This is a genomic window from Paraburkholderia bengalensis (assembly GCF_037126505.1).
Classification (GTDB): domain Bacteria; phylum Pseudomonadota; class Gammaproteobacteria; order Burkholderiales; family Burkholderiaceae; genus Paraburkholderia; species Paraburkholderia bengalensis.
On record NZ_JACFYJ010000129.1, the window covers coordinates 1 to 18622 of the forward strand.

Annotated in this window: 22 protein-coding genes and 3 pseudogenes; 7 read left to right on the top strand and 18 right to left on the bottom strand. The window is 62.6% G+C overall.

Annotation, left to right across the window (positions count from 1 at the left end):
* Positions 1-100: 100 nt before the first annotated feature.
* Positions 101-1060 (bottom strand): annotated as a pseudogene (locus tag H3V53_RS38630) (4-hydroxyproline epimerase); the annotation flags it as partial.
* Positions 1061-1418: 358 nt separating this feature from the next.
* On the opposite strand from H3V53_RS38630, the gene H3V53_RS38635 reads away from it, so the two are divergent.
* Positions 1419-2324 carry a dihydrodipicolinate synthase family protein gene (locus tag H3V53_RS38635; RefSeq protein ID WP_336602335.1) on the top strand — a complete coding sequence of 302 codons (906 nt, stop codon included), beginning with the start codon at positions 1419-1421 and terminating at the stop codon, positions 2322-2324.
* 153 nt (positions 2325-2477) lie between these two features.
* Here H3V53_RS38635 and H3V53_RS38640 read toward each other — a convergent pair.
* Positions 2478-2795 (bottom strand): annotated as a pseudogene (locus H3V53_RS38640) (winged helix-turn-helix domain-containing protein); the annotation flags it as partial.
* A 722-nt stretch (positions 2796-3517) separates the two neighbouring features.
* Here H3V53_RS38640 and H3V53_RS38645 point away from each other — a divergent pair.
* The gene (locus H3V53_RS38645; RefSeq protein ID WP_336602336.1) at positions 3518-4393 is read left to right on the top strand and encodes a hypothetical protein; all 876 of its coding nucleotides are present in this window, start codon (positions 3518-3520) and stop codon (positions 4391-4393) included.
* 3 nt (positions 4394-4396) lie between these two features.
* Here the strand turns inward: H3V53_RS38645 and H3V53_RS38650 are convergent, their stop codons facing one another.
* The 3 genes from H3V53_RS38650 to H3V53_RS38660 are packed head-to-tail and all read right to left on the bottom strand — an operon-like array spanning position 4397 to position 6662.
* Positions 4397-5077, bottom strand: coding sequence for an SOS response-associated peptidase (locus H3V53_RS38650; RefSeq protein WP_336602337.1), 681 nt, complete (start codon positions 5075-5077; stop codon positions 4397-4399).
* A 23-nt stretch (positions 5078-5100) separates the two neighbouring features.
* A complete protein-coding gene (locus tag H3V53_RS38655; RefSeq protein WP_336602338.1) occupies positions 5101-6072 on the bottom strand; it encodes a hypothetical protein in 972 nt (323 codons plus the stop codon).
* 8 nt (positions 6073-6080) lie between these two features.
* Entirely contained in the window at positions 6081-6662 is a 582-nt protein-coding gene (locus H3V53_RS38660; RefSeq protein WP_336602339.1) for a DUF6932 family protein, read from the bottom strand.
* Positions 6663-6837: 175 nt separating this feature from the next.
* Here H3V53_RS38660 and imuA point away from each other — a divergent pair, with 175 nt between their 5' ends.
* The 4 genes from imuA (at position 6838) to H3V53_RS38680 (ending at position 8750) form a co-directional block, all read left to right on the top strand.
* On the top strand, positions 6838-7545 hold the full coding sequence (gene imuA / locus H3V53_RS38665; protein WP_419539727.1) for a translesion DNA synthesis-associated protein ImuA: 708 nt from the start codon (positions 6838-6840) through the stop codon (positions 7543-7545).
* Between the two features lie 45 nt (positions 7546-7590).
* Positions 7591-7830 (top strand): hypothetical protein, encoded by a 240-nt coding sequence (locus tag H3V53_RS38670; protein WP_336602341.1) that lies wholly within the window; start codon positions 7591-7593, stop codon positions 7828-7830.
* A complete protein-coding gene (locus H3V53_RS38675) occupies positions 7823-8449 on the top strand; it encodes an ATP-dependent DNA ligase (RefSeq protein ID WP_336602342.1) in 627 nt (208 codons plus the stop codon). The genes H3V53_RS38670 and H3V53_RS38675 overlap by 8 nt, the downstream gene beginning before the upstream one ends.
* Positions 8450-8537: 88 nt before the next feature.
* Positions 8538-8750, top strand: coding sequence for a hypothetical protein (locus H3V53_RS38680; RefSeq protein ID WP_336602343.1), 213 nt, complete (start codon positions 8538-8540; stop codon positions 8748-8750).
* A gap of 146 nt (positions 8751-8896) precedes the next feature.
* Here H3V53_RS38680 and H3V53_RS38685 read toward each other — a convergent pair whose 3' ends face one another.
* Positions 8897-9190, bottom strand: coding sequence for a hypothetical protein (locus H3V53_RS38685; RefSeq protein WP_336602344.1), 294 nt, complete (start codon positions 9188-9190; stop codon positions 8897-8899).
* Positions 9191-9341: 151 nt separating this feature from the next.
* Here H3V53_RS38685 and H3V53_RS38690 point away from each other — a divergent pair, with 151 nt between their 5' ends.
* On the top strand, positions 9342-9737 hold the full coding sequence (locus tag H3V53_RS38690; protein ID WP_336602345.1) for a hypothetical protein: 396 nt from the start codon (positions 9342-9344) through the stop codon (positions 9735-9737).
* Positions 9738-9748: 11 nt separating this feature from the next.
* Here H3V53_RS38690 and H3V53_RS38695 read toward each other — a convergent pair whose 3' ends face one another.
* The 12 genes and pseudogenes from H3V53_RS38695 to H3V53_RS38750 form a co-directional block, all read right to left on the bottom strand.
* Positions 9749-10285, bottom strand: coding sequence for a lysis system i-spanin subunit Rz (locus tag H3V53_RS38695; RefSeq protein WP_336602346.1), 537 nt, complete (start codon positions 10283-10285; stop codon positions 9749-9751).
* 10 nt (positions 10286-10295) lie between these two features.
* Positions 10296-10502 (bottom strand): hypothetical protein, encoded by a 207-nt coding sequence (locus tag H3V53_RS38700; protein WP_336602347.1) that lies wholly within the window; start codon positions 10500-10502, stop codon positions 10296-10298.
* Positions 10499-10936 carry a hypothetical protein gene (locus H3V53_RS38705; RefSeq protein WP_336602348.1) on the bottom strand — a complete coding sequence of 146 codons (438 nt, stop codon included), beginning with the start codon at positions 10934-10936 and terminating at the stop codon, positions 10499-10501. The genes H3V53_RS38700 and H3V53_RS38705 overlap by 4 nt, the downstream gene beginning before the upstream one ends.
* 61 nt (positions 10937-10997) lie before the next feature.
* Positions 10998-11642 (bottom strand): glycoside hydrolase family 19 protein, encoded by a 645-nt coding sequence (locus H3V53_RS38710; protein ID WP_336602349.1) that lies wholly within the window; start codon positions 11640-11642, stop codon positions 10998-11000.
* Positions 11639-11905 (bottom strand): hypothetical protein, encoded by a 267-nt coding sequence (locus H3V53_RS38715; protein WP_336602350.1) that lies wholly within the window; start codon positions 11903-11905, stop codon positions 11639-11641. Before H3V53_RS38715 ends, H3V53_RS38710 begins: the two co-directional genes overlap by 4 nt.
* A gap of 66 nt (positions 11906-11971) precedes the next feature.
* Complete coding sequence (locus H3V53_RS38720; protein ID WP_336602351.1) at positions 11972-12280, bottom strand: hypothetical protein; 309 nt, start codon at positions 12278-12280, stop codon at positions 11972-11974.
* The gene (locus H3V53_RS38725; protein ID WP_336602352.1) at positions 12277-12837 is read right to left on the bottom strand and encodes a DUF4376 domain-containing protein; all 561 of its coding nucleotides are present in this window, start codon (positions 12835-12837) and stop codon (positions 12277-12279) included. The genes H3V53_RS38720 and H3V53_RS38725 overlap by 4 nt, the downstream gene beginning before the upstream one ends.
* On the bottom strand, positions 12837-13796 hold the full coding sequence (locus H3V53_RS38730) for a hypothetical protein (RefSeq protein WP_336602353.1): 960 nt from the start codon (positions 13794-13796) through the stop codon (positions 12837-12839). Before H3V53_RS38730 ends, H3V53_RS38725 begins: the two co-directional genes overlap by 1 nt.
* A gap of 29 nt (positions 13797-13825) precedes the next feature.
* A complete protein-coding gene (locus tag H3V53_RS38735; RefSeq protein WP_336602354.1) occupies positions 13826-14677 on the bottom strand; it encodes a hypothetical protein in 852 nt (283 codons plus the stop codon).
* Position 14678: 1 nt separating this feature from the next.
* Positions 14679-15413, bottom strand: coding sequence for a hypothetical protein (locus H3V53_RS38740; RefSeq protein ID WP_336602355.1), 735 nt, complete (start codon positions 15411-15413; stop codon positions 14679-14681).
* Complete coding sequence (locus H3V53_RS38745; RefSeq protein WP_336602356.1) at positions 15344-16168, bottom strand: hypothetical protein; 825 nt, start codon at positions 16166-16168, stop codon at positions 15344-15346. Before H3V53_RS38745 ends, H3V53_RS38740 begins: the two co-directional genes overlap by 70 nt.
* Positions 16165-18622: pseudogene (locus H3V53_RS38750) on the bottom strand (phage tail length tape measure family protein); the annotation flags it as partial. The gene H3V53_RS38745 and the pseudogene H3V53_RS38750, both read right to left, overlap by 4 nt.

Genomic DNA, 18622 nt, shown 5'->3' on the forward strand with positions numbered 1-18622 from the left:
GGCGTGATCGCCGTCGCCGCGATCGCGACGTTTCAGGACAAGATCTGTCAGCCCGAAGTGCAATGGCCGCTGATGCACGATTATCAGAAGCACCGCATCCTGTGCGGATGCCCCATGCGAACGGATCGCGCGCGTCGAAGCAAAGTCGGCTTTCGGCCATGATGTGCGCGTGTCCCGTGATAGTGGGAATGACCGTCGCAAAGCCTTCGTGCGCGCCGCCTTCGGCATAACTCGCGTCGAACACGCTGCCGATGATGCTTTCCTGCCGCCAGACGCTGCCCGGCGCGAGCTTGCCGTCGGCGGCGAGGCACGCGACCTTCGCGCTCGTGCCCGTGCCGCATGGCGAGCGATCATATGCATTGCCGGGGCACAGCACGAAGCTGCGGCTGTCGATGCCAGCGCGCGAACCCGGACCGAACAGCTCGATGTGGTCGATCAGCGCACCGTTTGCACCCGTGATGCCGGCGGCGATCAGTGCATCGCGGATCGCCGAACTGAAGGCGGTCAGCTCGGCGATGTTGGACGGATGCAGCGTGCGGCCGTGCTCCGCGACGAGGAAGAACCAGTTGCCGCCCCACGCGATATCGCCTTTCAGCACGCCGAAGCCGGGCAGCTCGACGCTCACGTCCTTGCGATAGCGGTACGCGGGCACGTTGCGCACCGACACGCTGAAATCGTCGTTGAGCGTCGCCTCGACGATGCCGACGGACGTGTCGATCCGATGCCGCCCGGGCGCGATGCGCCCCATGTGCGCGAGCGACACGACAAGGCCAATCGTTCCATGCCCGCACATGCCCAGATAGCCGACGTTGTTGAAGAAGATCACGCCCGCCGCGCAACCGTCGTGATCCGGCTCGCACAGCAGCGCGCCGACGACAACATCGGAGCCGCGCGGCTCGGTGACGATGCCCGCGCGCCACGCGTCGAATTGCGTGCGGAACACGTCGAGCCGTTGCGCAAGCGCGCCGCCGCCGAGATCGGGGCCGCCGGACACGACGAGGCGGGTCGGCTCGCCGCCCGTGTGCGAATCGATGACGTTCAAGGTTTTCATGCCGCTCATGGTAGGAATGCCGCGCCGGCGCGTCTTGTAGCGGCTGCGCGTGGATTGTGACGATTTCGGCATAACCCGGCGTGCGTCCCCGAGGCCGTTGCGCGGGTCTTCGCGGGCGTCGAGCGGCGTGCTTCATCGGACGACGGGAGCGCGCGCCGACCAGACCGGACATGGCGCGCGCCGCACGTCCCGCCGGGATTCCACCTCGCGCAGTACGCACACAAAAGCGCAGAAGCACGGCAAATAGGGGATTTCCCGCGCACATCCGCTATGCCGAAATCGTCACGCAGGACGCGCGATTCACGCAAGACATCCGATTATTCCCTGCTTACACTGCACTCGACTCATCACTTTCAGGAGAGCAGTCGTGGCGCATATCTGGGAAGGCGTAATGCCCGCAGTCACCACCAAGTTCAACGCGGATTTCAGCATAGATCGCGCGTGGACGGGCCAGAACATCGAGGCGCAGATCGACGCGGGCGTCGACGGGATCATTGTGTGCGGGTCGCTCGGCGAGGCGTCGACGCTCTCTCTTGACGAAAAGCTGCAAGTGCTCGACATCGCCGTCGAAGCCGCGCGCGGCCGCGTGCCCGTGCTGCTGACGATCGCCGAGAACAGCACGCTCGACGGCTGCCGCCAGGCCGAAGCGGGCGCCCGGCGCGGCGCGTCCGGCTATATGGTGCTGCCCGGCCTGCGCTATCTGTCGGACCGCCGCGAGACGCTGAACCATTTCCGCATGGTCGCCGACGCGAGTCCGCTGCCGCTGATGATCTACAACAACCCGCTCGCGTACGGCGTCGACATGACGCCGCATATGTTCGCCGACATCGCCGACGAGAAGAAAATTGTCGCGATCAAGGAGTCATCCGGCGACGTGCGGCGCGTGACGGACCTCATCAACGAGGTCGGCGACCGCTATGCGATTTTGTGCGGCGTCGACAATCTGGCGATGGAAGCAATGCTGATGGGCGCGCACGGCTGGGTCGCGGGACTCGTCTGCGCGTTCCCGCACCAGACCGTCGCCATTTACAAGCTGCTGAAGGCGGGGCGGCTGGAAGAAGCGCGCGCGATCTACCGCTGGTTCGCGCCGCTGCTCGCGCTCGATGTGTCGCACAAGCTCGTGCAGAACATCAAGCTCGCGGAAGCGATTGTCGGTCTGGGGACGGAACCGGTGCGGCCGCCGCGTCTGCCCCTCGCCGGCGACGAACGCAAGGCCGTTGAATCGCTGATTCGCCGCGCAATCGAAACGCGGCCGGAACTGCCGAAGCTTTGAGCGTTTTCGCTCGCGCTTTCACGTTCCGCGCGAGTACCCGGCGCGAACGAAACGCAAGCGAAACACAAGCGAAACGCCACCAAAACAACGCAAGCAAAGAAAACGGCGGCCGAAGCCGCCGTTGCACCAACTGCTCACCCCGTCAAACAACGCTCATGCAGCCTCGGCATGCGTGACGGCGATATCGTCGTTCGTACGCAGATGCAGCAGCCGATAGCCGCTCTTGTACACGGGCTGCAGACGGAACTCGTTGTGCGACTCGATCTCCAGCAACAGACGCAGGCGCGACACATGGCTGTCGATCGTGCGCGTCACCTCGCGGAATTCGCGGCCCCACACCATTGCGAAGATGTGATCGCGCGACAGCACGCGGCCGATATTCGAGAAGAACAGCGACGCCAGCCGGTATTGCGTGCCCGACAACTGCACGGGCGCCCCGCGCAGCGTGACCAGCTGACGACGCGTGTCGAAGTGTTAGAGCCCCAAGAACAGCAAAAAACAGTGAACAATCAGCCCCTTACGTGCTGTTTCTGCGGCGAATTTTAGGTGCGAAAACGTCCTGTCACGACCTAATGAAATCAAGAACTTACGTAGGGTTTTGAACACAGGTAGCACGCCTAGTCTTCATAGAGCCAAGTCGCCAATCGGGCGACGCAGACGTCGTGTATGCCACGCACTATGGGAGATCGGTAATCTAACTGCCATGCGTGATCGAACAAGAGTGCGAGACCGTCAGCGCCTCGTAGTGGCTCGATTGCCCATATTGAAGCTGCAAGGTCGACAGAGACACGCCGCAAACGCGCGCCTTCGATCCAGTCCATTGACGCGCCGTTCCCGGCGAGCCAAATTCGCTGCGACTCGACAAAGTGATCGGTCCGTAACCATTGGCCCGTCTTGGCGCATGCGATTAGCTGTGATACGACCATGTGACACAGCAACCGTGCGCGACTCTGGCTGGTGAGTTTCCGTTTCATAGGCGTGCTCTGAGATCGATGGCGATATTTAACCTGATTCAGAGCGACTCTGCGGGACCAGCATCCCTGCACCCCATGCGGGGTTTCGCTCGTCCAAGAAGCGCATTATTATTGGTCCGGCGGAAATAGCGTCTAATGCATGCTTATTTTTTATGCACGCGCAGATGGCTTCCAGCCTAATTCACTTGTGGCGTTTTAGACAGAATTCAGAGAGACATAATGCCTAGTTTCCTCGGGGTTCCAGACGTCGTCTGGTCAGGTGTAATTGGCTCATCTATCGCATTCTTCGGCGTCTGGCTTTCAAACAAGAGCAACACCGACCGTCTGACGCACCAGCTTCGGCACGATGCACACGAAAAGTCCATACAACGACGCAGCGACATCCGAAAAGCCGCGTATTTGGAGTTCGCCGAGGAATTCGCGAAGGCTAACGCCTATATCGGAGGCCTAGTAAACCGGATTTCGTTCGAAAACATGGATACCTCCGAAGGCTTGACGGCCTTCCAGGCGGCCGCAGCGAAGGTTCAACTGCTGACTGAAGCCAGTACCGCCGATGCGTTCGCAACGCTTATGACTGAGCACGTTAAACTGTTTGTTGAAGCGACAGAGCGAATAATCCCTATTCAGGTAACGAAAGCGTCCATCAAAGGGAAGGACCGACTCTATGAGGAATGCCAGACAGAGATCAAACGAATACTCTCGGAAATGTCGGCGTTTAACGAAACGGCAAGCACCGATAGGCTCCGATTCGACGCGTTAAAGCGTGCTTTAGAAGAACGAATGCGTCACAGCGACGCGATAGCCGCCGAAAGGTCTGCTCTGTGGGATACGGCAAACGGTTTAACGGCGGACTACACCCGGCACGTGATGTCGCGCATACCTGATGTGATGCGCGCCAGTGCACCGGTACTCGCTGCCATGCGGAGGGAACTAGAGATTGATGGCTACAACGTCAATTTCGAGAAAATGATGCTCGATCGATTTATGCGCATGCATGAAGAAGCGAAGCGCGTTACCGACGGCTTCATTGAAAGAGCCCTATCCAAACAGCAGCTTTCGAACGGCGAGTCGCCATCCGCGGCTAGAACGAGCTGACGATCACAGCAATTGTGGTTGATCGCTGACTGTCTCTTTGGGCTTACGCGGCGGCAAAGGAAATGGTTCCGCATGCATCGCATCGGCCGGATAAAGTTGAAGGAACGAACGCGCCTCGTCGGCCGAGCTGCACGACAGCCAGTCCCCGTACTCCGTCGGCGGCACAATCACGACCGAGCGCTTTTCGTCACCTGGCTTGTGGAAACGCTTCATGACCGGATGCTCGTCCGAGTTGACGGTGAGCATCGTGAAGGCGAGCGACTGTGAACCGTCGACCTCCTTCCACTGGCGCCACAGACCCGCGATCGCGAGCGGCTCTCCATTCGCCATGCCGATCTTCCAGCGCACTGCTTTCCCCGTCTCATAGTTGGGCTCGAAGAACGTCTGGCATGGGATCAGGCAGAGCTGCAGGTTCTTCCACGCGCCGCTGAAGCTGCGCTTCTGCTCGACGCTCTCCGAACGCGCGTTCATCGTGTCGAAAACCTTCACACCAGGCGGGATGTGCCGGCGCGGAACGACGCCGAACGACGCGGGCACGGTCTCGAAACCGTCTAGGCCGCGACGAAAGACCGGCGCGAAATAATCCTTGTAGATCTCCGGCTTATAGTCGAATTCCGGTCGCGGGAACAGGCTGAAAGTGTCCCAGCGGGCGTCGTTCGGGTTGGCTTCGTAACTGGTGCACATCAACTTCTCCCGCTTTTGACGCCCTAGTGAGCCTTTCGACTGGGCCGTAAAAGCTTTACCAGTGTATAAGCGGTCCTCGGAGCCCGGCCACGCTCGCGAATTTCTCGCACCTTTATCCGAACACTCCACGCGGTTCTTGGCACATCGCGCGGATCGATTGGAGCTTCACCGAGTTCAGGCTCCCCGGCGAGTTGACGGAGAACATCGCGACTTACCGGTCCAACTAAAGTGGTCGATTCGCCGCCCCATTGCGTGTGCAATTCGAAACGTTTCGAATCGGGCAGAAGAAAGAGCGTTCCTTCAAACTCCTCGCCACGCTCGTCGATTTCAATCGCTTCAGTACGCGTTCTCGCACGGTTCACAGCGCCGCGATCAAGCAAGAAGTCACGGTCCTTTTCGACTACTCTTACCGTCGCTTCACTCTCGTCCAGCCTGCGAAAGAACTGTCGAAGCGAAAGAAGGATTCGTCCATCCAATGATTCTGTGGCACTTTGAAAGTCAGGCTCATCGGACGATGCAATGTTGCTGATTAGCTCCGCAACTTCGTCAACAACGTCCTTCAGCACAGTATCTATGAGCGGCATCTCACCGCCGGCTTCTTCAAGCACAAATCCAAACGACCCGCGTGCGACGTCAGTGACGAGAAGTTGTGCGTTCCCCCGCAGAGGCACGCGCCCCCTTTCAGCCAACGCCCCAAGTTCGCGAGTGGCTAGGCATTTCTTGATCAATTCCTGCACATCCTCAAGGGCACCGCCGGCGAAATCGGCATTGATACCGCGCGAACCTTGAACCGGCCCACCACCAAAGAAGATCGCCAAGGAGGCGTGTGCTTCGTTCGTCTCATTGATCTCTTGCAATTGGCGCTCGAGCTCTTCTTTGCGCTGTTCAAATTGATAAACGCCGATCGGATCCTCTTCAATGGATCGGGAATTGAGCAACGCCCGTACCGCCGCCAAATCCGCGGCGACTGCGTTCAACTTCAGCTTTTTGAGCATTGTTTCCCCTATCCTAAAAGAACCAACGCGTCATCGTCGTTTGACTCGAGCGGAATGGCCACCATCCCCTTCCACAGCAGGCTCTCGCGTTGATGCGAGAACAGTCCGTACCAGTATCGGACGTCATCAACTAGCAAGTGCGGTGCCTTTTGCATATCAATGAAAAAAGCTTCGCAATGAAGTCGAGCTTTCAGTGCCGCGGGGTTGAACAAGTGCAGGTTACTGCGGAACCATGCATTGAAGTCGTGCGGGTTTTGGAGGTGCGCCGGACGATATGCGAATGTAACCACATCAACATCCCCTGGCGGGCGCCCTCGCGATGCTTCGACGTCTTCCGAGAAGCTTCCATCAATCCATTGGAATCCATGAACAAACCCGCTTGCTCGCAACTCGGCACGATAGGTATAAAGGCCACGAAGGATCGCGCATCGCGCCTCCGTCCCGCCGAACCGCAATGCCACCTCACAGAAGCTTGCCTGGTACGGCGAGCCCTCCGCTCGCCGTGCGGGGGAATCCCCGACGAACGGCGGCAACACCATGGAAGCGTTAAATGCAGGTAACACAGAATTTACCCCGTCTCGTCTCATCATGCATGTTCGCTGACGTCCATGCACCTCTTATTCGGCCTTACAACGGCGACGGTGATTCTAGCGCTGACTAGAACTGAGGTCTAACGAAATCAGGGTCGTTACATCGACAAAAAACGGCTGTCTGTCGCTAAATTTCGACGTATATACTGTACATTTATACAGTACTATGGTCAATATGGATGCCACTTCATCTTTGACGCCGGAAACTATCCATCCCTCGCTCTGGCGTGCGTCGCAGCTCGCGCGCGGCCGCATCTCGGCGATCCACACAGGCTATCCGGGCTTGTCGGCTGAGCTGCCGGGCGGTGGTTGGCCAATCGGCTCGCTCATCGAAGTCCTGACGCAGAGCAACGGCTGCGGAGAGATACGCCTGCTGACGCCTGTACTGTCGAAACTTTCAGGCCCGATCCTGCTGATCAATCCACCAGCCGACCCATCGGCGCACGGCTTCGCCTATGCAGGCGTGTCGCCTGACCGACTCGTTTTAATCCGCGCAAAGAGCACCCCCGATCAGCTTTGGTCAGCGGAGCAGGCGCTACAGGCTGGCACGTGCGCGGCCATCATGCTCTGGCTCAAGCACGCGCGAGCTGACTCGCTGCGCCGACTGCACCTCTCGGCGCGATCCGGCAATGCACTGTTTTTCGTCATGCGTCATTTGAGCGAGGCGCGCGACGCGTCGCCAGCCGAGCTGAGGGTCACCGTGCGGCCAGCGGAGAGCGGCGCGTCCGTAGAGATCCTGAAACGTAAGGGTCCTCGCTTCGAAGGCGCACTAGACTTGCATCTACAACCGGGACCAGTGCTAGTCAGCCCATACGGCCGCACTCGCCGCGCGGTCGCGCCGAACGCCCGAGACATCCCGGTCACGGACGACGTTCACGCCTGACGAATCGGGCGCATTTCGTGCGCTGTCCCGGGACGGAGGTGTGCCATGAAAACTCAGACGTTTATCGACCAAGCCAAGCGCGAGGCGAAGCTCGTTGAAGCGCTGCTGCTCGTCCGGTACACGCTCGTTATTCACGACAGCAACATCATCCGGTGCGAGGGCGAAGAGTGGCGGCTCGACTTCAGCCCCGAGCTAGACGTGATCGACGCCGCGCTTCAGATGGCAGGGATCGACACGACGCAACCGCTTATCGCTCCGGTGAGGCGGTCTGACGAGGATGATTGAAGCGTCCGACCTGATACATGCGACGCTTCGCTCTCGCCCATTCTCTGACAAGGATTGGTGCTTCGAGTGGAAGTACGACGGGTTCCGGTGCTTGGTCAGGAAGCACAGCGGACAGGTCGATCTCATCAGCCGGACTGGCAAGCCATACAACCGGTCTTTCCCCGACGTCGTCGAGGCAGTCTCTTCGCTGCCGGGTGACTTCACGTGGGATACCGAACTCGCCATCGGCGACGGAAAAGGGCCGACGTCATTCGAACGGCTCCAACAGCGAGCACGAACCACGTCGGCGAAGAGCATCGGCGCTGCTGTGCGCGCCAGCCCGGCGCGGCTCTATGTGTTCGATCTGCTGACAGTGGGCGACGCGGACATCCGGGAACTCAAACTGGTCGATCGACGGGAGTGCCTGCGCGACACATTCGAAGACACTGCGACCTTGGTCTATTCGAGCGCCATCGTGGGCGTGGGCGCGTGGGTGTTCGAACAGGTGCGCCATCACTGCTTCGAAGGCATGGTAGCCAAGCGTATGACATCGCCCTACTCGCGTGGCAGATCCACGGACTGGATCAAGATAAAGAACGCTGGCTACGACAGACCGGCTGCGTTGGGGTTTGGGAGATAACGAGAGCCGTCAATGTATCGCGCGCTGCTAGGCGCGCAAAGCCTGGGTATGATTTCAGCTTTTCCCCAGACAAAAAGAAGAACAAAGAATGGACGATCTCAGCAAGGAAGTGCAGCGGGAGATGATCGAAGAACAGGGCATGCGTTCGTTCAGCCGGAACGTGAACGCGCCGAAGCGCAAGAAACGCAAGATGACGCTCACCGAGCGCATCTGCTATTTCGGCGCATTCCTTTGTGTGCTTGTTCTCATCGGTATGGTGGCCGTGCATTTCATGCCCGATCCGCCGGCAGGTCTCAAATAGTGACAGCACCGGCCACGTAGCCGAACAGCCTACAGGCTGTAAGACCAATATACAACCTGCGGGCTGTTTTTAGCGGTTTTTGGAGTGGACGCCGACCGGCCACATCCGGCATGGCGTGTTCGAGAAGATTGTCTAATGGAATGCGGTTACTGAGCGGAAGCCTGACTCGACGAGCAATGGAATGTCAGTTCCGCTTCTTGCGGAGTCCAGCCGCGAACGCCATGCGTTTGCATGTCGACTTGCTGCATTTCCTTGCCCTGGCCACGACAGTATTCATCGGCGCGTTTCAGGCTCGTCGCCTTGATTTCGCCCCACGGCGTCATGCCGCCGCGGACTTGCGTCGTGACCGTATAGTTGCCACTCCCCGCGGGCGTGACTTCCGAGACAGTTGTGCACGCCACAAGTGCGACGCATAGGCATACGGCAATTTTCGCTTTCATTGGTTTTCCCCGTTTTGCGCGGCGATTCTGACACCCGGGCGACTATTTTGATAGTGACGAGCATCACAGCAGTTTCCCCAATAGGCATATAGGCTCGCTCGCACGCAGGGAAAATTGCGCGGCGCCTGCCGCATTGACAAACGGGGAAACAATGAGAGCAAAACTGCTGGTATGCACGCTGGCATCAATCGTGGCGCTGACGGGCTGCGCGAACTGGTCGACCACCTCCGCGCGGCACGTGAACAGGGCGGCCGTCGCCCAGGAGACCGATCCCGAGGCCGTCACCATCACGGCGGCCGACATCACCGACCGCCCGTACGTGGTGATCGGCGACGTGGTGGCGACGGTGCGCAAGTCGACCGTGTTCAATGCCGACCCGACCCGGAAGATGGTCAACGAAAAGCTGCAGGAGCGCGCCGCGCAACTCGGCGCCGATGCCGTGATCCTCGTGCAGTACAACCGCAGCGGCTTCAGCCCGCTGAGCTGGGGCGCGCTGTCGGGCCGGGGCCGTGCCGTGCGGTTCCAGCCGGCCCAGCAGGTCCAGTAACGGCCGCGGACCTACTTCCCCCCGCTCTCCGCGCGCGCGATGAAACCCTGCGCCTGCATCGCGCGAATGTACGCCTGCAGCGCGTCGAGCTTGTCGATCTCGCGCTGGTCGTCGCCCGCTACTGCTGCAACGCCGTCCGCAGCCGCTGGAGCGAGGTCTGCGCGGGCGGCGGCACCATCAGCGCCGCCGGCGGCGCTGGCGCCTTCTGCGGCGGCAGGCACGCAACGGGCAACGTGGACTGACAGCCGGTCAGTGCCAGCAGCAAGCTGGGCGCGATAAGCCAGAACATCATTCGCATGTTTCGATACCTCGTCGTTGAACTGCTGGTCAATGGCGGCGACCTTCTGTTCGGCCGCGTGCTGGTTGGCGAGCGCGGTCGCTAGCGCCTTCGTTTGCTTCTCCGCAGTCGCGGCCTTCTCTGTCGACCATTGCGCCGTCACGCGCGCGGCGCCGACATGCCAGCCGAGCGCGAACATGAACAGCGCGACGAGCGCCGCTCGCCAGTGGGCGGCGACGCAGCGCACGCCGAGTGCGAAAAGTACGGGCATCTGTGCCTCCCTATTTGCCAAGTTTCGCGGACACGCCGAGACCGGCGAGCAGCGCCGATGCGCCGATGCCGTACGCCTGCAGGTCGAACGGTTTGCCCGTCACGACGCTGAACACTTCGAGACCGAGGCCGGTCAGGATGACGACGGCACCCCAGAAGTACGCGGGCTCGAGCGTCGCGTTGTCGTCGCCGGTAATGAGCTGGGCCAGTCGTTTCATTTCGCTTCGTCCTCGCTGAACACGAAATCGGCGCGCTGGATGCGCTGCATTTCCCACATCGGTAGCGGGACCATGTGGATGCCGTGGTTGATGCCGCGGTGATGCTTCATGCACAGGATGCGCATGTTGTACTCGCTGTCGATGAAGTCGGCGGGCTCCCGGTAGGCCGACCAGTCGAAGCCGGGATGCAGCGCGCGCATCTTGTCCCAGTCGATGCCTTCGCTGTCGGCCCATTCGGCGTGCCAGTGGTGCACCTCGCGGTGTTCCTTCGTGCCGCACACCCAGCACGGCGTGTCGAGCACGTGAATCAGGTGATGCTTCGTTTTCCGAAACAGCGCCGACTCGGTGCGCGGCGGATGATCGGGATAGAAGATCTGGATGTGCAGCGTCTGGGTCTGCTCGTGTTCGTGGGCGACTGTGTGTGTGGTGGGCATGGGCGTAAAAAAAGCCGCGCGAGGCGGCTTTGTCGTGAAGGGTTGAAGGTCAGATGCCGGGTCAGATGCCGAGCGCGTGCTTCGCCGCGGCGTACAGCTCGTCGCGGTGCGCCTTGCCCGCCATCGCGCGGTTGATGCGCCGCGTGATGGCATCGAACGCACCCGTATCGGCCAGCGCGTTGCAGCCGTTCGCCGACCAGAACCACCCGGCCACCAGCGCGGCGATCGCCGGATCGGTGCGCACACGCTCAGGCTCGCCCGTGAGGTCGAGGCCCAGATAGCGCCCGCAGGCCGCGAAGTTGTCGTGAAAGGTCAGCTGGATCAGGCCCGAGCCGCGATAGCGCCAGCCGTCGCCCGTCACCGCCTCGCCGTTGCCGTACTGGTTCGCATAGACGATGCTGGCGATGCGCTGCTGCCGCTCGGCCGGCACGGCCTTCTCGCCGGGCTGCCGGCCGAGGATCGACGCCAGCGGCGGCGTCATCCGGCGAAACGTTGCCGCCAGCCCGGCGACGCTGTAATTGAACGACTCGGCCGCCGCCGAGAGACCCGCCGACTCGTGGCCCACTTGCGAGAGAAACGCGGCGAGGCGCTGCGGTGTATTCACCGCAAAGCGATCGCAGGCGCCTTGCAAGGGAGTCACGAAGCGCGCCGCGTTGGCCGCCGACGCGCCGCATGCGGCGATCAGAAGTGCAGGCGTGATCGTCATGGTTTGTCGGCCTTCAGGTCGAGCTTGTCCTCGATGCGCTCCAGCTTGGCAAAGACCGCCTTGATCGCATCGCTGAGCGTGTCGAACGTCTGGCGCATCGAATTCGCCGTGACGTATTCCTTCGCGCAGTACAGTTCGAACTCGGCCTGTTTCCGCTCGGCGGCCGCGACGCGCGCGTGAAGCATGCGGAACAGCCACCACAGCACGATGCCGGCACCGCCCGCGAACATGATCAGCCAGCCGTTCAGAATGTTGAGATCCATTCGACTCCCACAAAAGAAAAAGCCGCCCGAGGGCGGCTGGTTGCACAGGTGAGGCTTTACAGGATTTCAGTGCGGCACGGTCGTTACGGTGGCGTTCGCGAGGCAATGACCTTTCTGCATCATCAGGAAGTCGATGCACGGCGCGACGATCTTCGCCCAGCGCTTGCCCTCGACCAGCGCATTGCCGGTGCGCGTCGAGATCGTTTCGCCGCGCGCACCGCCGAACAGCGCGTTACCGCACTCGTCCTGCGCGACGGCCATCGACAGCGCGCGCTCGGTCGAACCGAATGCCGCCTGACACAGCATCGCGATGCACAGGACGGGCGACGCGAGCGTGCACAGCAGCCAGAGCAGCAGCAGTTTCAGTCGGCTCATGGGTTACCCCACACAATGGCTTGCACGGCATCGGGTGTCGTGGCCGCGTCGATCGCATCGGCGAGCTGCTGGTTGCGCGTCAGGCACGCGAGGATCGCCGCCTTGCCGTCGCGCCCGGCCTGCTGGATCTGCGCCGCCGTGTGCGGCAGCCAGGCCCACGTGCCGTCGGCATCGGCGCACCAGAACGGCGTGGTCCAGTCGGCTGCGAGCCCCGGCAGCAGCGACGCGACGACCGACGCGTTCAGGTTCTGCTGGTCGGTAAATTTGGCCGGATAGTGGTGCGTCGCGCCGAGTGCCGAGGATGCGAAGCCGGCGAGTATCGCGTCCTGGCACGCCTGCGACACGATGGCCTTCTGTGCGGCCTTCGCCTCATCGAGACTTTGCGCAGCACTCGGGGCCGGCGTGGGCACAATTTCGCCGTCCTGATAGCTCAGGTTAACCCAGTCGAGATACGTCGCTTCGTCGACCTCGATGTAATGCCCTTCGTGCTCGGGCAGGAGATCCTGGATGAACGCACCCGTGAACGGGCCGTTGCCATTGAATGTGAGGTATCGCATCAGGCCACCTTGGTAATTTCGACTACGGTGAAGACTTCGCCCACACCAGCGCCCGCTGCTCTACCGAGACCGGCTGAGGCGTTTGCCGTGCTGATGTAGTGGTTCACCTGGATCGTGGATGCAACGGCCAGCGTGAACGATCCAGTGATGAATGACCGGGTTTGCGGAGGCGATCCCGCCACACCCGCCGTTGAAGGAGCTTCACTGGTCCCGATTGCCAGCGTTGTTGCGCCCGTTACGTTGTAAATCGAAGCCTGATGGAACTCGGTCGATGCGGTGGACGGCGGGAGGCACGGCGCGCTCGCCTGAACTCGGTAACTGCCCGCAGGGAGGGTAATCTGATTCGACGCCAACGATGCGCCGGAAATCGTGTTTGCCACTACCGTATTGAGAACGCGTGTCTGCGTCCCGGCAACCGAACCCCCGGCGCTCTGTCCACTGACCTGCTGCTCGCGCACATGAATGTACGGAAGGATCGGTCCGGCAGCACCGACCGCACCCGACAGCGCCACGCTCCACGCGGCGAAGGTTCCATTACCTGAAACCGACGACACGTTTATACCAAGCGCGCCAGTTCCGCTGTTATAGCTCGTGACGATGCCGTACATCGCGTTCGTCGGCGACGCGGTGCTCGCGATGCTAACGGTCATGCCAACAACAAACAGCTTGTTGGCCTGTACGGTCAGCGACTGGTTGCCGGTACCAATGGTCAGCGACGTGACTGACGTCGCGCTCGTGCCAGGCGCATTCAGTGCAGTCGCCGCGCTGGTCGCCGCGTTCGTTTCCGAGGTCGCGGCATTGGTCGCGCTCGTCGCGGCCGCATTGGCCCGGCCGAGCACGAAGTTCGCAATGGCGATGATCTGCGTGAACATCGGTAGCAGGCGCGTGCGGAATCCGCCGTTGGCGAGACCCGTGGTCGCGTTGCTGTCGTCGGTGACGGTCGAGCCGTCGCCGCCCACATTGGCCGGGAAAGTTACCGAGTTCGTCATCAGGACGTTTCCTCAATTTCAAAGGCGTTGCTGTTGATGTTCCAGAGCGCTGCCGTGATCGGATTCAGCGTGCGAAGGCGGCCGACGAACGACTGCCGCATCAGGTTCATGGCGTCGCCCGGGTCCCATGCGACGAGCAGTTCGCCATCGGTGCCGAGCTTGCGCTGCATCTCGAAGACCTGCGTTTTTGCCTCGACGTCGCTCAGCAGGTCGAGCGAAAACTTTTCGACGCGGCGTGGCGCCTTGTGGTCGAAATACGGCGTGCCGCCGAGCGAGCGCTTCACGGCCGTGTCCGTCTCCCAGCCGAGCGTCGCGCCGTAGCTCATGTTGGTGGCGGGCTGCCAGCCCGGCGACAGGAACAGGCGCCCGAACTGCAGATAGCCCGCCGGATTGGCCGCATCGCTAAACATGACCTTTACATAGCGCGCGAGCACGATCGACGGCAGCAGGTTGATCAGGATGCCCGGGTAGCCCGCGCGATCGTCTTCCGCGATCGTGCGCTCCCACCAGTTGTCGTCTTCCCATTCGAGCGCGCCGTACGGGTAGAGCACGGGCCAGGCGATCATCCAGCCCGAGTCGTATTTGGTCGTGGCGAAGGCCGGATCGTCACCCATCAGCACCCGCCACTGCCCCTGCGTGCTCATGTTGTGGCTGACGATCGCAACGACCTGCAGCTTGCGGTCCTTGCCGAAGTCGGCCGTGAACTGTGTGTTGCCCGCCGTGCAGTCGGTCGTGCGCGCGACGCGCGCGATCCGCCGGTCCTGCAGGTTTGTGAGCGGCACCTGCCAGCCGCCACCCGAGAGGGTCGAGCCGTCCGTCAGGTTTGGAAATGCCAGTAGGACGTTTGCCACGTCACCCCCATAGCGTGAGTGTTGCAAGGTGCGTATCGGCGCCCGCATCGACGCCGACGACCGTCATCAGTTTCGACGACAGGCCATAGCGCGGATACGCGAAGCCGACCACACTGCCGAGGTCGAGCGTGCCCAGCTGCGACAGGTCGATGTCGATGCTCATCAGCATCCGGCGGCTGAGCAGCGCGAGCCGCCGGCTCGCCTCGGCCGTCGCGTCCGCCGCATTGACCAGCACCGTATCGAAGGTCTGGTCGGTCGCGGACGGCCACGCCGTCTGTACCGTTGCATCCTTCGCGACCTGGCTGCGGGTGTCCTGCGACAGCCATGTGCGCCGGTCGACGCTCACGCTGCCCGCTGGCTGGCTCTGCACGGTCCAGTTTTTCGCGTAGTTGAGCGTCACCTGCCAGACCGGGATACCCGCCTCCGCGATGCTCAGCGCCTGGATCACGACGTCATCGAAGGTCACGGCGGGCGGCCCCGCCGGCGCACTCACGCGCCCCATGCGCAGCACGCCGAAGCGGTCGAACGCATAGAACGCGCCGATGCTGCCCGCGATCGCATCCATCAGCGACAGGCTGGTCACCTCGCCGTCGGCCCAGATGCCGCACGGCGCCGCCGTCAGCGCATTGAGCGCCGTCACGTCGGCCGCACTGATGTCGGCCGCCGTCAGGCCCGCGTCGAGCGCGATCTGCTGCAGCAGCTCGCCGCGCTGCTGACGCCGCTCGTCGCATCGCACGTCACCTGTGAAGCCGGGCTGGAGCCCAGGCGCAGATACCCCTGGAAACAGCGCACGTGACCCGCCGTGGGCGCCGTCGACTGCAGCGTCGCGAGGTCCGGATAGTCGGCATCCTTCGTCAGCACGACGCCGTTGTCGTAGACGGCCGTGATCGCGCAGTTCGGCTGGTCCGACGCCTGATAGATCAGGGCCGATGTATTCACGCACTTCGGCGCGATGTTCATCACCTGCCCGTAGACGCGCGGCTTGTACTGCCCTTTCAGGTCGTTGGCCGTGCCGTCGATGCCTGCCGGCAGCACGTTGGTGCCGCCATAGGTCGGCCGCGGCTGCGTGAGCGCGAGCTTTTTCTGGCGGTCGTCGACCACCAGACTGACCGTCGTCGGGTCGCTGACCTTCACGTCGCTCAGCGTGCCCGAGGCCGTGACCGCCCACTGGGCGAACGGCGTGCCAAGCGAGCCGACGCGCATCGTGAACGCGCGCCCGTCGAACGCGTAGTCGGTCAGCAGGTAGTCGACGCCGCCGTCGCTGTTCTCCAGCACGATCTCGCCCGGCGTGTTTTGCGCGGCGCCGAAACTGGCCTGCGCGGAACTGAACAGCGAGCGCGCGAAGTGCGGCGGCGCACTCAGGCGCGGCTCGTACCAGGCATTGGCCGGCGTGTCGGACGGCAGCGTCACAAACCCGTCGTCGGAAAAACGCAGGGTCTGCAACGTACCGTCTGACAGCCGGTAGCCCGTCACATCAATCGCAATGGTCATCGGGCCATCCTTGCCGTGTTGTCGCCGACCGTCTGCAGGTGCCGTGTCTGCCGGCTCATGTCGGCCCGGTTCTCGGCGTGCTGCTGCTCGGCCTGCTGCAGCTGCGCGACGCCGACCGTCTGAACCGTGCCGCGCAGCTGCGCCACCTCATCACGCAGCGCCTGGATCTCGGCCACCAGCGCGGCGTTGCTGCCACGGCCGTACTGCGACCAGTCGATGTTCAGCAGCTGCGACAGCTTCTGGTTGTTCGCCGACGTCACCACCGCCTCACCCTTGTGGAGTTCGGCGCGGTAGCCATCAAACGGCACGCTGTCGAGACCGCCCGCGTGCGAGCCGTTCATTGCATGCTGGGCAGCCAGCTCTGCGATCCACGGGTTGGCAGCAAGGAACGCGGCGGACGCGCCCGCCGCGTTCGCTGCGTCCCACTGGGCACCCGTGATGCCGCCCATCGGACCGTACGGATTGGCGTCGCTGTACGGGATCAGCCCGGTGATCGGGTCAGCCGTCGCCAGCACCTGATCGCGCGTCATCCCCGATCCGGCCGGGACACCCACACCACCGCCGCCACCGCCGGCCGCGCTGCGCGTGCCGCCTGCCGCAAAGTACGCACTCAACGCATCCGCCAGCGACTGCGCCGTCTGGTTCAGGTCGAGAATCCCCTGCACCATCTGGTTCGTCGCGGCGAGCTGCTGCTGCGCCGCACTCAGCTGCGCCTGCGCCGTCGCGATATTGCTGTCGAGCGCCGACTGCACCGCGTTGAAGTCATCCACATACGCCTGACTGCTGGCGTTGTATGCCCTCGACGCATTGAGGAAGTCCTGCGCGACCTGCGGCAGCTGGCTCTGCGCATCCTTGTCGCCGGCCGCCGCCTTCGCCGACGTCTCGTTGAACAGCTTCTTTTCGGCGAGATACTTGTCCTGCGGCGACAGCGTCGACAGATCGCCAAGCTTGAGCGACTGCTTCAGGCTGGTCAGCGAATCAATGAACTGGTTGATCGAGTCGATGTTCGACTGGATCGCCTGCACCTGATTGGTGTACGCCGTCTGCACATCACCGAGCGCCTGCTGCCGCGCCTGATCGGCCGCCGTCATCACCTGGCCGAACGCGGGCGCCAGCGCGAGCAGCGAGTTCTGCAGCGCCTTGACCTTCGGGTCGGACGTGTCCATGTTCTCGACCAGCGCCTGAAACCCGGCCGTGGTCTTCGGCATCGCAACGCCGAGCGCCGTGAACTGGTCCTGCAGCTGCCGCATGCTCATCGCGCTCTGCTGGCCGGACGAATAGATCGCGCCGAAATAGTTGTTCCACAGCGACTGCTGCGCGTCGGCTGCCTGCTGCGCGGCCTGAGTCATCTGGTCGAACGCGGGCGCGATCGCCATCAGCGCGGCAAACGTCGCCTGGCCCGACGTGGTCGTCAGGTCGAGCGAGCTCACCAGCGCGCGGAAGGCGTCCTTCGACTTCGGCACTTCCAGCCCGAGGCTTTCGAACGAGCGCTGCATCTGCTTCTGCGCTTCGGACAGCTGCTCGCCGCTCGAGTAGTACGCCTGAAAGTAGGCCGACACCTCGCTGTTGAAGCTGTCGATCCCGCCCGCCGCGGCCACCAGATTCAGGCGCACGTTCGCGCTCGCGAGCCCGACCGCGCCGAACGCATCCGTCATCGTCTTGCCGAGCATGTCGGCGAGACCATTGGTCGCGTTGAACACGGTCGTCAGGCGCGTGGCCGTCTGCGCGAGCGTCTCGCCCGACTGCTGGTACTGCTGCAGCGGATAGACGGCACTCACCAGACTGTTGGACAGGTCCGTCAGCGACTTGGTGACGTTGTCCTGGTTCTGCCAGTCGTTGCGGATGCTGTACTGGAACTGCGACAGCTTGCCCTGCAGCCCGTCATCCCCGCCGATCGCGTTCGACAGGTCCTTGATCGTCGCCACCGTGCTCTGCACCGTGCCGTTGATCAGGTCGACCTGCTGCTGCGTCGCGGCACTGTGTACCGTGCCGTTCGCATCGCTGCGGAACACCCCGCCCTTCGCGGTCCAGTCGGCATAATCCTGCCCCTGGAACCCACCGTCGACGGTGATCATGCCCTCGACGCCCGCGCTGGTGACCTTCGGATTCTTGCGGCCGAACAGCGCCGACATGATCGAGGCACCCGACAGCAGGTTCGCGATGCTCGGGCTGATGCCGATGCTGGTGAGCGTCTTGTTCGCGATCAGCGAACTGTTGCCGACGATCTTTCCGACGTTGTCGATCGAGCCGTTGTTCGGGTCCCAGCCGTTCGCATACAGCTTGTTGGCTGTCGCCATGCCGGCCAGAATCCAGCCGACCACGGGCACCCAGCCCATTGACGCCGCCGCGCCCGTCAATCCGGCGCCCGCTGCGGCCGCCTCTGATCCGCCTGCGGCCGCCGAGGCGGCCCCGATGCCCGCCGTCGTACTGCCGTACAGGCCACCGAGCGCAGCG

Bases quoted from the DNA above. Each gene is read 5' to 3' on its own strand.
- H3V53_RS38690 (WP_336602345.1), top strand. From the start codon at position 9,342: ATGAGAGCAAAACTGCTGGTATGCACGCTGGCATCAATCGTGGCGCTG.
- H3V53_RS38650 (WP_336602337.1), bottom strand. From the start codon at position 5,077: ATGTGCACCAGTTACGAAGCCAACCCGAACGACGCCCGCTGGGACACT.
- H3V53_RS38660 (WP_336602339.1), bottom strand. From the start codon at position 6,662: ATGATGAGACGAGACGGGGTAAATTCTGTGTTACCTGCATTTAACGCT.
- H3V53_RS38680 (WP_336602343.1), top strand. From the start codon at position 8,538: ATGGACGATCTCAGCAAGGAAGTGCAGCGGGAGATGATCGAAGAACAG.
- H3V53_RS38745 (WP_336602356.1), bottom strand. From the start codon at position 16,168: ATGACCATTGCGATTGATGTGACGGGCTACCGGCTGTCAGACGGTACG.
- H3V53_RS38725 (WP_336602352.1), bottom strand. From the start codon at position 12,837: ATGCGATACCTCACATTCAATGGCAACGGCCCGTTCACGGGTGCGTTC.
- H3V53_RS38655 (WP_336602338.1), bottom strand. From the start codon at position 6,072: ATGCTCAAAAAGCTGAAGTTGAACGCAGTCGCCGCGGATTTGGCGGCG.
- H3V53_RS38670 (WP_336602341.1), top strand. From the start codon at position 7,591: ATGAAAACTCAGACGTTTATCGACCAAGCCAAGCGCGAGGCGAAGCTC.
- H3V53_RS38710 (WP_336602349.1), bottom strand. From the start codon at position 11,642: ATGACGATCACGCCTGCACTTCTGATCGCCGCATGCGGCGCGTCGGCG.
- H3V53_RS38705 (WP_336602348.1), bottom strand. From the start codon at position 10,936: ATGCCCACCACACACACAGTCGCCCACGAACACGAGCAGACCCAGACG.
- H3V53_RS38645 (WP_336602336.1), top strand. From the start codon at position 3,518: ATGCCTAGTTTCCTCGGGGTTCCAGACGTCGTCTGGTCAGGTGTAATT.
- H3V53_RS38700 (WP_336602347.1), bottom strand. From the start codon at position 10,502: ATGAAACGACTGGCCCAGCTCATTACCGGCGACGACAACGCGACGCTC.
- H3V53_RS38715 (WP_336602350.1), bottom strand. From the start codon at position 11,905: ATGGATCTCAACATTCTGAACGGCTGGCTGATCATGTTCGCGGGCGGT.
- imuA (WP_419539727.1), top strand. From the start codon at position 6,838: ATGGATGCCACTTCATCTTTGACGCCGGAAACTATCCATCCCTCGCTC.
- H3V53_RS38720 (WP_336602351.1), bottom strand. From the start codon at position 12,280: ATGAGCCGACTGAAACTGCTGCTGCTCTGGCTGCTGTGCACGCTCGCG.
- H3V53_RS38675 (WP_336602342.1), top strand. From the start codon at position 7,823: ATGATTGAAGCGTCCGACCTGATACATGCGACGCTTCGCTCTCGCCCA.
- H3V53_RS38695 (WP_336602346.1), bottom strand. From the start codon at position 10,285: ATGCCCGTACTTTTCGCACTCGGCGTGCGCTGCGTCGCCGCCCACTGG.
- H3V53_RS38685 (WP_336602344.1), bottom strand. From the start codon at position 9,190: ATGAAAGCGAAAATTGCCGTATGCCTATGCGTCGCACTTGTGGCGTGC.